Consider the following 13,713-nt stretch of genomic DNA (forward strand, 5'->3'; position numbering starts at 1 on the left):
CAATCGGCCGGGCTGGTTTCATAGCGCTCGCCGGTGGCGATGATATGCGCCACCAACGGGCCGTGGGACACCGCCACGCCCTTGGGCATGCCGGTGGAGCCGGAGGTGTAGATCACGTAGGCCAGGTTGTCGCCGTCCAGCGTCACCTGAGGTGCAGTGTCGCTGAAGCCTTCCCATTCCTCGGTACGATCAATCGCCAGGCTATCGAGGCCATAAGGGATCGGCAGTTGCTGCAAGGCGCTGGTGTGGGTGAGCAGCAGTTGCGCGCGGCTGTCCTGCATCATGTACAGCAGGCGGTCGCGGGGGTATTCGATATCCAGCGGGACATACACGCCGCCGGCTTTCATCACCGCAAGGAACGCCACCATGATCTCGGCACTGCGCGGCATGGCGATGGCCACGCGCAATTCCGGGCCGACACCACGGGCGATCAGCGCATGAGCGAGGCGGTTGGCCTGGCGGTCCAGCTCGCCGTAGGTCAGGGTCTGAGCGTCGAATTTCACCGCCACCGCCGCCGGGTTTTCCCGAGCGCGGTCGGCGACTCGTTCGTGGACCAGGCGCTTGGCCGGGAAACCCGCGTCGGTCTGGTTCCACAGCTGCAGGATATGTTGTTGCTCAGTCTGGCCCAGCAGACTCAATTGGCTGATGGGTTGCTGTTGGTCGGCAACCATCGCCTGCAACACGTTCTGCCAGTGATCGGCCATGCGCTCGATGGTAGAAGCTTCAAACAGGTCGGTGGCATACCCCAGTGACGCCCAGAGCCCGTCTGCCCCTTCTTGGACATCCAGGTCAAGATCGAAATGCGCAGTACGCCGGTCCCACGCCAATCCTTCGATGCGCAAGTGGGCCAGGGCCTGTGGCTCTTCACCTCGACGCCCTTCGGCCTGGTAGTTGAACATCACCTGGAACAGTGGGTTGAGGCTCAGGCTACGCTCGGGCTGCAGGTGTTCTACCAGTTGTTCGAAGGGCAGGTCCTGATGCGCTTGGGCGTCCAACGCACGCTGCTTGACCTGGGCCAGCAACTGCGCAACGGTGGTCTGCCCATCGATATCGGCCTTGAGCACCTGGGTGTTGACGAAGAAGCCGATCAGGCGCTCGGTTTCCACGCGGTTGCGATTGGCGATCGGCACGCCCACGCGAATATCCTGCTGGCCACTGTAGCGGTGCAGCAAGGCCTGGAACGAAGCCAGCAAAAGCATGAACAGCGTTACACCTTCGCGCTGGGCCAGGGCTTTTAGATCAGCGGCCAGCGCCGCTGACAACGACACGTCCAGGCGCGCCCCCCGATGACTCTGTTGAGCCGCACGCTGATGGTCGAACGGCAGTTCCAGCACCGGCTGCTCACCGCCAAGCAAGTCACGCCAGTAATCCAGCTGACGGACCTTCTCGCCGGCGTCCATCCAGGCACGCTGCCACACGGCATAGTCGGCATACTGGATCGGCATATCCGGCAGTTGCGGCGTCTGGCCCTGGCTGAACGCGGCATACAACTTCACCAGTTCTTCGACCATGATCTGCATCGACCAACCATCGGACACGATGTGATGCTGCACCAGCACCAGCACATGATCGTCCTCGGCCAGGCGCAACAAGGTCACACGCAGCAACGGCCCTTGCTGCAAATCAAATGGACGAGCAATCTCGGCTTCGACCTGCGCCTGCAAGTCAGCCTCGTCGACCAGCTCCAGCCTGATCGGCAAAGCGGCGTCAGGCAGAATCACCTGTCGTGCCCCGTCCGGTTGCTCCTGCACACAGGTGCGCAGGCTCTCATGACGGGCCATCAGAGCATCGAAACTGCGTTGCAGTGCCGAGGTATCCAAAGTGCCCTTGAGGCGCAGGGCACTGGGGATATGGTATGCGGCACTGTGGGGGTCCAGTTGCCACAGGAACCACTGGCGTTCCTGGGCGTAAGACAGCGGTAGCGGTTGTTCGCGACCGACCGCCAGCAAGGGGGGCGCCTGCTCACCTTCGCACGCCTCCAATACTTGCAGAGCGGTGGCGAAACCTTCCAGACGCGGTTGCTCGAAGACCAGTTTGAGTGGAACTTCACGGCCCAATACCTGGCGCAGGCGCGAAACCACCTGCATGGCCAAAAGCGAGTGCCCGCCCATTTCGAAAAAGTGATCGGTCAGCCCCACCCGCTCGGCCCCGAGAATGTCTGCCCAGACGGCGGCGACCTGTTGCTCCAGTTCGGTGACCGGCGCGACCCACACCTGCTGAGATTGACGGGCATCGGGTTTGGGCAGCGCCTGCCGGTCCAGCTTGCCGTTCGGGTTCAAGGGCATGCGCTCAAGGAAGATCAGGTGCGCAGGCACCATGTAGTCAGGCAGCTGTTCACGCAGGATCGACTTGAGCGCCTCGGCATCGTTCTGTTCGGCCACCAGATAGGCCACAAGCTGGTTATCGGCGGCCAGTATCAAGGTTTCACGCACGTTCGGCTGGGCCAGTAACAGCGCTTCGATTTCCCCCAGCTCAATACGAAAGCCGCGAATTTTTACTTGATGGTCAACCCGGCCCACATACTCGATCACACCATCGGCCCGGTACCGCGCCAGGTCGCCGGTGCGGTACAGGCGCTCGCCGGTTTCACCAAACGGATCCGGCACAAAACGCTCGGCGGTGAGCAATGCGCGGTTCATATAGGCACGCGCCAAGCCGCAGCTGCTGCCGATATACAGCTCGCCCACGGCGCCCAGCGGTGCCAGGTTCAAGTCGCGGTCCAGCACATACAGCGCACGACCTGGCAGCGAACGGCCAATCGGGCTGGCGGTGGCGCCAATCAGCTCGGAGCCTGCCGTGCAATCCAACACGCTCGACACAACGGTGGCTTCCGTAGGGCCGTAGGTATTGAGCAAGCGGATATGGCCAAGCCCGGCCTTGAGCCACTGCGCCGGACCGTCCAGCGGCATGGCTTCGCCGCCGATATGGACTTGGCGCAGTGCGCCATAGGTGCGCGGGCCCGCGGCCAGGCAGTCGAGCAGGAACAGGTTCCAATAGGCGGTTGGCAAGTCGGCCAGGGTGATGCCCTGGGCAATGATTTCGTCGTACAGCCGAGCGCTGTCCCACAAATCCGGGCCGCGCAGGACAACCGTGGCGCCATGGGTCAGCGCTGGGTACAGCTGCTCGACGAAACCATCGAAATTCAGGGTAGCGAATTGAAGCACCCGGTCTTCAGCCGTCAACTGCGAGTAACCGGCGGCAATACTGGAGAATTCGGTCAGTGCCGCATGATTGATCGCCACGCCCTTGGGCTTGCCGGTGGACCCCGAGGTGTAGATCACGTAGGCCAGGTTTTGCGCGGCAACCACCACCTTCGGATCGCTCTCAGGGCACAACGCCAGGCGCGCATCCGCAAGATCGAACGTCGCCATGCCCTCAGGCAATGGCATCGCCACCTGGGCCTGGGTCAACACCAGGCGCACGCCACTGTCTTGGAGCATATGCAACAGACGTTCACGCGGGTATTGCGGGTCGAGCGGCACATAAGCACCGCCGGCCTTGAGCACTGCCAACAGACTGACCACCATGTCGAACGAGCGCTCGACCGCCACCCCCACCAACACTTCCGGGCCAATACCCAGGCCGATCAGGTGATGGGCCAGACGGTTTGCCTGGCGGTTCAGCTCGGCATAGCTGATGAACTGCTCGTCCAGGCACAGGGCAATCGCATCGGGCCGCTGTCGGACCTGGGCCTGGAACAAGCCGTGGACGCCCACGACGTCTTCAAACACCGCCGCGCTGCGGTTCCATTCTTGCAACAGCTTGCGTTGCTCGTCATCGACCAGCATCCCGAGCTGTGCAATACGATTACCGGCGCGCCCGACCACCGCCCGTAACAACTGTTGCCAGTGCTCGGCCATGCGTTGCACGGTCGCCGCCTCGAACAGGTCGGTCGCATAGGTCAGCGAGGCCCAGATGCCTTCGGGCGACTCCTGGGTATCCAGGCTCAGGTCAAACTGCGCGCTCTGGCTGTCCCACTCCAGAGCTTCCACGCCCAGGCCTGGCAACTGCTGCTCGCCACGTGGCCCGCGGCCTTCGGTCTGGTGGTTGAACATCACCTGGAACAGCGGGTTATGGCTCAGGCTGCGCTCGGGCTGCAAAGCCTCGACCAATTGTTCGAACGGCAGGTCCTGATGACTCTGGGCCTCCAAGGCACGTTGCTTGACCTGGGCCAGCAGCTGGCTGAAGGTCATGTGCCCGTCGATATCGGCCTTGAGCACCTGGGTATTGACGAAAAAGCCGATCAAACGCTCGGTTTCCGCGCGATTACGGTTGGCAATCGGCACGCCGACGCGGATATCCGACTGCCCGCTGTAGCGATACAACAAGGTCTGGAAGGACGCCAGCAGCAACATGAACAGCGTCACGCCTTCACGCTGGGCCAACGCCTTGAGCCCGTTGACCATTGCCGCATCCAGGCGCATGTCGAGCCGTGCACCGCGATAGCTCTGTACGGCCGGACGCGGGTGATCCAGCGGGAGTTCGAGCATCGGTTGCTCACCGCCCAACTGCTCGCACCAATAGCCCAACTGACGCTCTTTTTCGCCGGCTTCCATCCAGCTGCGTTGCCACAGGGCGTAGTCCGGGTATTGGATCGACAAGTCCGGCAGACGCACATCATGGCCCTGGCTGTGCGCGAGGTACGACTGCACCAACTCGTCGACCATCACCTGCATCGACCAACCATCGGAGACGATGTGGTGCAGCACCAACACCAACACGTGCTCATCGGGTGCCAATTGCAGCAACTTGACCCGAAGCAGCGGGCCTTGTAGCAGATCGAAGGGCTTGGCGATTTCTGCTTGCACCCGCCTTTCAAGGTGCGCGGCATCAGCGCTTTCAAAGGCGATTTCAAGCGACAACTCGGGCCTGACCACCTGTAGCACCTGATCGACATCCTGATGCAAGTGAGTACGCAGGCTCTCATGGCGGGCAATCAGGCTATCGAAGCTGCGCTGCAAGGCCGCCCGGTCAAGGCGACCTTTCAAGCGCAAGGCGCGCGGCAGGTGGTAAGCCGGGCTCTGCGGCTCCAACTGCCACAGAAACCACTGCCGCTCCTGCGCATAAGAGAGTCGAAGCGGCTCGCCTTCCTGGCGCTTGAAAACCGGGGCAATCTCAAACAGGTTGATGCCTTGCTGCTTGAGCATTACCGCCAACGCTTTCTTCTGTTGCGCAGAAAGTGAACCTACCGACTCGATTAATGCTTGCACGCCACGCCCCTCAGGAAATCAATTTATCCAAATCTTCTGCTGATAGACGTTTGAGGGCCTCCAAGGATTTAGCCAATGCGTCCTGCACCGGCGAATTATTTGTCTGCTGCGCCGCCACGTAGGCGCTGAAATCGGCCAGGGTCGGGGTGGTGAAGATCGATTTCACATCGAACTCGGCGTGCAATTGCTCGCGCAGGCGCACCACCACCTGCGTCGCCAGCAGCGAATGCCCGCCCAGTTCGAAGAAGTTGTCGTTCAGGCCCACCCGCTCCACGTCGAGTACCTCGGCCCAGATGGCGGCGATCTGCTGCTCCAACTCGCTGGACGGCGCCACGTAGGCGCGTGCCTGCAGGTTGGCATCGGCCTTGGGCAGCGCCTTGCGGTCGAGCTTGCCGTTGGGGCTCAGCGGCATCTGCTCCAGCAGCATCCACTGCGCAGGCACCATGTAGTCCGGCAGGTGCTGGGCCAGGTGTGCGCTGAGCACATCGCGCCAATCGTCGGCGGCGTCGTGCAGCACCAGGTAGCCGACCAGGTATTTGCCGTCGACGGCCAGTACGGCGGTCTCGCGGACCCAGTCGTGTTCGAGCAGGCGCGCTTCGATTTCACCCAGCTCGATGCGCAGGCCGCGCAACTTGACTTGATGGTCGATCCGCCCGGCGTACTCGATCACGCCGTCTGCGCGGTAGCGTGCCAGGTCGCCGGTGCGGTACAGGCGCTCGCCGTCGACAAACGGATGCGCGATAAAGCGCTCGGCAGTCAGCGCGGGACGGCGATGGTAACCCCGCGCCAGGCCCACGCCGCCCAGATACAGCTCGCCGAGCACACCCACCGGCGCCGGCTCGAAGTTGTCGTCGAGGATGTAGCAACCGAGGTTGGCAATCGGACGCCCAATCGGCACCGCATCGCGGCCCTCATCGATGCAGGTCCAGTGGGTCACGTCGATGGCCGCCTCGGTCGGGCCGTACAGATTGTAGAGCCCGGCCTGCGGCAGTTTGGCGAACACCTGCTGCTGCGCATCCACCGGCAACGCCTCGCCGCTGCACACGATACGGTGCAAGGTGTGGCAGGTCGCAACCGCCGGATCCTGCAGGAATGCCTGCAGCATCGACGGCACAAAGTGCAGCGTGGTGACCTGCTCGGCATTGATCAGGTTGACCAGTTTGGCCGGATCGCGGTGATCCCCCGGCGCCGCGACCACCAGGCGCGCGCCGGTCATCAATGGCCAGAAGAACTCCCACACCGACACGTCGAAGCTGAACGGGGTCTTTTGCAGGACCGTGTCGCTGACATCCAGGCCATAGGCTTCCTGCATCCAGTGCAGACGGTTGGCCAGGGCCGAGTGACGGTTGCCGGCGCCTTTGGGCTGGCCGGTGGAGCCGGAGGTGTAGATCACATACGCGAGGTTTTCGCCGTCCAGCACGATGCCTGGGTTGCTGTCGCTGTAGTCTTCAAAGGCAGACTCACCCAGCACCAAGGTTTCCAGATTGGTCGGAATCGGCAGTTGCTCGCGCAAGTGCGCCTGGGTCAGCAGCAGCTTCACGCCACTGTCGTCGAGCATGTAGGCCAGGCGCTCGCGTGGGTACTCCGGGTCCAGCGGCACATAGGCGCCACCGGCCTTGAGTACCGCGAGCAGGCCGACCACCATCTCGACGCAACGCTCCACGGCCAGGCCGACCAGCACATCCGGGCCCACACCCGCCTCGATCAAGCGATGGGCCAGGCGATTGGCGCGACGGTTCAGTTCGGCGTAGCTCAAGCGCTGCTCGGCGAATACCAGGGCCGGCGCGTCCGGCGTTCGCGTTACCTGCTGTTCAATCCGTTGCTGCACACAGTCCTGCAGGGGATAGTCACGCGCCGTGGCATTCCAGTCCCGCACGACTTGCTGGCGCTCGGCCGGGTCGAGCATGGCCAGCTCGCCAAGGTGTTGTTGCCCGCCCTGGAGCATGGCCTGCAGCAGGTTGACCAAGTGGCGCGCATAGCTGTGCACCGTGGCCGCACTGAAGTGCGCGCGGGCAAAGCCGAACTGCACTGACAGCGTGTCGCCGACGTCCACCAGCACGGTCAGCGGGAAGCTGGTCTGCTCGTGGGAATGCGGCGTGCCGAAGCGAATGCCGCTGCCGCCGCTCTGTTCCAGGGCCTTGGATACCGGGTAGTTTTCGAACACCAGAATGTTGTCGAACAAGGCCTCGCCGCCCTGCCCGGCCCAGCGCTGGATGTCGTACAAGCCGGTGTGTTCATGCTCGCGCAGGGCCAGGTTCTGCGCCTGCACCGCTTGCAGCCAGTCGGCCACCGATTGCTGGCCCTCCACCGCGCTGATCACCGGCAAGGTGTTGATGAACAGGCCGACCTGTTGCTCGACCCCGGCCAATTCGGCCGGGCGCCCGGCCACGGTGGCGCCGAAGCACACCACCGCCTGCCCGCTGTGGCGTTGCAACAGGATCAGCCACGCCGCCTGAATCAAGGTATTGAGCGTGACCTTGTGGCTGCGCGCGAAAGATTCCAGGCGCGCGGTCAAGGCACGGTCCAGCTGCAGTTGATGCTCGCCATGCCCCTGCGCGGCCAGTGGCTGACTGCTGCCCAGGCGGGTCGGGGTGTGCAGCACGGCCAGTTGTTCACGCCAGAAGGTTTCGGTTGCCTGTGCGTCACGCTGTTGCAGCCAGTCGATGTAGTCGCGGTAACGCCCGGCGGCCTGCGGCACGGCGACGCCGGCATAACGTTGCAGCACTTCACCGAACAGCCGCGAATTGCTCCAGCCGTCCATCAGGATGTGGTGATTGGTGTAGATCAGCTCATGGCGTTGCTCATCGGTGCGCGCCAGCACCAGGCGCACCAGCGGCGCCTTGGTCAGGTCAAACCCCTGGCGGCGCTGGGCCTCCTGCAGGTTTTGCAGCTCCGCCTCACGCTCGGGCATCGCTCGCCAATCAAGCACGTCAATCGGCAACCGCGCCTCGCGGTACACCACTTGGCATGGCCACTCCAGCTGCCCTTCCCAGAAGAAACCACTGCGCAATACGTCATGAGCCTGCACGGTGGCATCCCAGGCATGCTGGAAGCGCGCCACGTCCAGGTTGTCGACGGTCACGCGGATCTGGTTGATGTAGTCGCCCGCGGCCTGTTCATACAAGGTGTGGAACAACATGCCCTGCTGCATCGGCGACAAGCTGTAGATGTCTTCGATGGCGTCGGCGGCCAGCGGCAAGGACTCCAACTGCGCCTGGTTTAGGCGCGACAACGGGAAGTCGCACGCCGTAAAGCCTCGGTTGCCAGGCGTGCAGCAATGCTCCACCAGGGCATTCAGTTCCTCGGTATAGGCCACGCTGAGCGCCTGGATCGCGGCGGGGTCGAACATCAGCGGGCTGAAGGTCCAACCCAGTTGCAGTTCACCGCCATACACCTGGCCGTTGAGCGTCAACCAGTTGCCCAATGGCGCCTCGGGGCTTTGTTCGGCGCCGGCGCTTTCTGCCGACGGGATGAACAGGCCGTCCGGCTGGTCGAAACTGGCGTCGATCTGGCCCAGGTAGTTGAAGGTGATGCGCGGCACCGGCAAGCCACTGAAGGCCTCGCGCGTGGCGTCATCGCCCAGGTAGCGCAGCGCGCCGAAGCCCAGGCCTTTGTCCGGGACAGCGCGCAGCTGTTGCTTGATCTGCTTGATCGACGTGGCAAGCGACTCGGCCGGGGTCAGGCGCACCGGGAACAGGCTGGTGAACCAGCCCAGGGTGCGGGTCAGGTCGATCTCGTCAAACAGGTCTTCACGGCCGTGCCCTTCCAGCTGGATCAGGCTCGAAGCGTGCCCGGTCCAGCGGCAGATCACGCGCGCCAGGGCCGTCAGCAGCAGGTCGTTGATCTGCGTGCGGTAGGCCGTCGGCGCCTGTTGCAGCAGCTGCCGGGTGCGTTCGGCATCCAGTTGACTGATCACGGTCTGGGCCAGGCGGACGGGGCGCGCACCCTGTGGATCACGGCAAGGCAAGTCGGTCGGCAGGCCTTGCAGCTGTTGCAGCCAGAAGTCTTTCTCGGCACGGATCGATTCGCTGCGGGCATGAGCCTGCAGACGCTCGGCCCAGGCCTTGAACGACGAGGTCTTGGCCGGCAGCGATTGGTGGCGATACAGGCTCTGCAGGTCTTCGAGGAACACCCGCCAGGACACGCCGTCCACCACCAGGTGGTGCATGACCAAGAGCAGGCGCTGGGAACCGTCGGCCAGTTCGGCGAGAACCGCGCGCAACAACGGCCCCTGCTGCAGGTCGAGGCTGCGCTGGGCGTTTTCGCACAGGGCGGCCAGTTCATCGGCATCCTGCACACGGGCTTGCCACAGCACCGGCGTAACGGCTGCGGCATGCTCGGCCTGCCACCCCGCGGCGTGCGGGCTGAAGCGCAGGCGCAAGCCATCATGATGCGCGATCAGCCCTTGCAAGGCCGTTTCCAGGCGGTCGCCCTCCATCACCTCGCGCGGGGTCAGCAGCAGTGACTGGTTCCAGTGGTGTTGCTCGGGCAATTGCATCCCGAAGAACAGTTGCTGGAACGGCAGCAACGGCGTCGTGCCCTGCACCGGCCCCTGGTCGATGACCTGGGCCACCTGCAACTGCGCCACCCGCGCCAGGCTGCGCACGGTCTGGTGCTGGAACAGCGCTTTGGCGGTGAAATGAATGCCGGCCGCCCGGGCGCGGCTGACCACTTGGATCGAAATGATCGAGTCGCCGCCGCGCTCGAAGAAGTTGTCGTTCAAGCCCACGTGCTCGATGCCCAGCACCTCGGCCCAGATCGCGGCAATCTGCTGCTCCAGGGCAGTGTGCGGCGCTTCGTATTGCTGCGTGGCCTCGGGCTTGGGCAGGGCCTTGCGGTCGAGCTTGCCGTTCGGGCTCAAGGGCATCTGGTCGAGTACCACCCACTGCGCCGGCACCATGTAGTCGGGCAGGTGCTGGGCCAGATGAGCACCGAGTACTTCGCGCCAATCATCGCCGGCGTTGTGCAACACCAGGTAGCCGACCAGGTATTTGCCGTCGACGGCCAGTACGGCGGTCTCGCGAACCCAATCGTGTTCGAGCAGGCGCGCTTCGATTTCACCCAGTTCGATACGCAGGCCGCGCAACTTGACCTGATGGTCGATACGCCCGGCATACTCGATCACGCCGTCTGCGCGGTAGCGCGCCAGGTCGCCGGTGCGGTACAGGCGCTCGCCCTTGATGAACGGGTGGGCGATAAAGCGCTCGGCGGTGAGTGCGGGACGGCGGTGATACCCACGGGCCAGGCCAATGCCGCCCAGGTACAGCTCACCCAGCACGCCAACCGGTACAGGTTCGAAGTTGCTGTCGAGGATGTAGCAGCCGAGGTTGGCAATCGGACGGCCTATCGGCACCGCATCGCGCTCTTCATCGATGCAGGTCCAGTGGGTCACGTCGATAGCCGCTTCGGTCGGGCCATACAGGTTGTAGAGCCCGGCCTGGGGCAGTTTGGCGAAGACTTGCTGCTGCGCATCCACCGGTAACGCTTCGCCGCTGCACACAATGCGCTGCAGGCTTTGGCAACTCGACACCGCCGGGTCCTGCAGGAATGCCTGCAGCATCGACGGCACAAAGTGCAGCGTGGTAATGCGCTCGGCATTGATCAGGCTGACCAGCCGGGCCGGATCGCGATGATCCCCCGGCGCGGCAACCACCAGGCGCGAGCCGGTCATCAGCGGCCAGAAGAACTCCCACACCGACACATCGAAGCTGAACGGGGTCTTCTGCAGCACGCTGTCGCTGGCCTCCAGGCCATAGGCCTCCTGCATCCATTGCAGGCGGTTGAGCAATGCCGAATGACGGTTGCCGGCACCTTTTGGCTGGCCGGTGGAACCCGAGGTGTAGATCACGTAGGCGAGGTTTTCGCCGTCCAGCGCGATGCCTGGGTTGGTGTCGCTGTAGTGCTCAAAGTCGGACTCGCCCAGCACCAGCGTTTCCAGGCCTTGGGGAATCGGCAACTGCTCACGCAGATGCGCCTGGGTCAGCAGCAGTTTCACCCCGCTGTCGTCGAGCATGTAGGCCAGGCGCTCACGTGGGTACTCCGGGTCCAGCGGCACATAGGCACCACCGGCCTTGAGCACCGCGAGCAGGCCAACCACCATTTCAATGGAGCGCTCCACCGCCAGGCCGACCAGCACGTCGGGGCCGACACCGGCTTCGATCAGGCGATGGGCCAGGCGGTTGGCACGACGGTTCAGTTCGGCATAGCTCAGGGACAGGTGGTTGAAGCGCACTGCCGGTGCGTCCGGCTGCGCCAGCACCTGCGCCTCGATCAACTGATGTACCCACTGCCCTTGCGGATAATCGCGCGCGGTGGCGTTCCACTGGTCAAGCATCTGCTCGCGCTCGTTGGCGCTGAGGGTCGCCAGGTCCTGCACCGGCAACGCGCTGTTCGCCACGGCGGCACGCAGCAGGCTCAGCCAGTGCTCGGCCATGCGTGCCACGGTGGCGGCGCCGAACAGGTCGGTGGCGTAAGTCAGGGAGGCCCAGATCGCGTCGCCGCTCTCCTGGGTGTCCAGGCTCAGGTCGAACTGGGCGCTGTGGCTGTCCCATTCCAGGTGGGCCACGCGCAGGCCAGGCAATTGCTGCTCTGCTGTGTGTGAGCGGGCCTGGTGGTTGAACATCACCTGGAACAGCGGGTTGTGGCTCAGGCTGCGTTCCGGTTGCAGCGCCTCCACCAATTGCTCGAAGGGCAAGTCCTGATGAGCCTGGGCCTCCAGCGCGCGGCGCTTGGTGTGCTGCAGCAGTGCGGTAAAGGGCATGGCGCCGTCGACGTCGGCCTTGAGCACCTGGGTGTTGACGAAAAAGCCGATCAGCGACTCGGTCTCGACACGGTTGCGATTGGCAATCGGCACGCCGACACGGATGTCCGATTGCCCGCTGTAGCGGTACAGGAAGGCCTGGAACGACGCCAGCAGCAACATGAACATCGTCACGCCTTCACGCTGGGCCAGGGTTTTCAAGCCTGCAACCAGGGCCGGTTCGAGCACGATGTCGTGGCGCGCGCCGCGAAAGCTCTGTTGCGCCGGGCGCGGCTGGTCGAACGGTAGCTCCAGCACCGGCTGCGCGCCGCTGAGCAGTTCGCGCCAGTAGTCCAATTGACGGGCCTTCTCCCCGGCCTCCATCCAGCGGCGCTGCCACAGCGCGTAGTCGGCATACTGGATCGGCAGCGGCGCCAGCACACAGTCCTGGCCCTGGCTGTAGGCGGCGTAGAGCTGCATCAGCTCCTGCACCATCACGCCCATCGACCAGCCATCGGAGACGATATGGTGCTGCACCAGCACCAGCACGTGCTCGTCTTCGCTCACGGCGAGCAAGCTGACCCGCAACAATGGACCTTGCTGTAAATCGAAAGGCCGGGCGATTTCCGCTTCGACGCGGGACGTGAGCTGGGTCTCGTCGACTGCGCTTTCAGCGATCTCGATCACGGCGTGGGCCAGCACCTCCTGGGCACGCTCCTCGGCGTCCAGGTGCAGGCGCGTGCGCAGGCTTTCATGGCGCGCCACCAGCGTGTCGAAACTGCGTTGCAGGGCGGCCTTGTCCAACTGGCCACTCAGGCGCAGGGCGCCGGGCACGTGATAGGCGGCGCTGTCCGGGTCCAGTTGCCAGAGAAACCACTGGCGCTCCTGGGCGTAGGACAATGGCAGCTTCTGGCCGTCCTCGCGGATCGAGGCAATCGGCAGTTGGGCGAAACTCATGCCACGGCTTTGCAGGCGCTGGTAAAACTGCTGGCGCTGTTCCAGAGGCAGGCGAAGAAAGCGCGAAACCAGATCGATATTAGGGTTGGAAAGCATGGGTCAAATCGCCTCTAGTTCGCTCAAAAAGTCACGAAGGTCATCAAAATCTTCCGCACTGCCGGCGCGGAAGGCGGCGGCGGCCTGTACGTAGGCACGCAGCGTTTCGGTCTGGAACACTTCCACCAGCGGCACTTCCAGGCCCAGTTCGGCCTGCACCCGCGAGGTGATCTGGATCGCCAGCAAGGAATGACCGCCGACTTCAAAGAAGTTGTCGTTCAGCCCCACTTGCGGCAGGCGCAGCACCTCGGCCCAGATCGCCGCAATCTGCTGCTCCAGTTCGCTTTCGGGGGCCACATAGGCCTGTTGCAGCAGGCTTGCATCCGGCTCGGGCAACCCCTTGCGGTCGAGCTTGCCGTTGGGAGTCAGCGGCATCTGCGCGAGGAACATGAAGTGCGTCGGCACCATGTAGTCCGGCAGGCGGGTTTTCAGGGCGCGGCGCAGGCTGTCGCGGAACTCAGCCTGATCGGCCAGGTTGGCGTCGGCCGGCACTACATAAGCCACCAGCTGTTTGCCGGTCGGGCCTTCCTGGGCCACCACCACGGTTTCGCCGACGTTGTCCTGCTCACGCAGGCGCGCTTCGATTTCACCCAGTTCGATGCGGAAACCGCGGATTTTCACTTGATGGTCGACACGACCGAGGTAGTCCACCACGCCATCCGGACGCCCGCGGGTCAGGTCGCCGCTGCGATACACGCGGCTGCCCGGCTT

1 protein-coding gene and 1 pseudogene are annotated in these 13,713 nt (G+C 63.9%); both read right to left on the minus strand.

What is annotated here, in order from left to right:
* Positions 1 to 13,002 (minus strand): annotated as a pseudogene (locus AC07SI_RS30250) (non-ribosomal peptide synthase/polyketide synthase); the annotation flags it as partial.
* Positions 13,003 to 13,005: 3 nt separating this feature from the next.
* On the minus strand, positions 13,006 to 13,713 hold a 708-nt coding region (locus AC07SI_RS30255; protein ID WP_495007111.1), incomplete at its 5' end, for a phosphopantetheine-binding protein.

Source organism: Pseudomonas sp. GW821-FHT05D12, assembly GCF_059419825.1.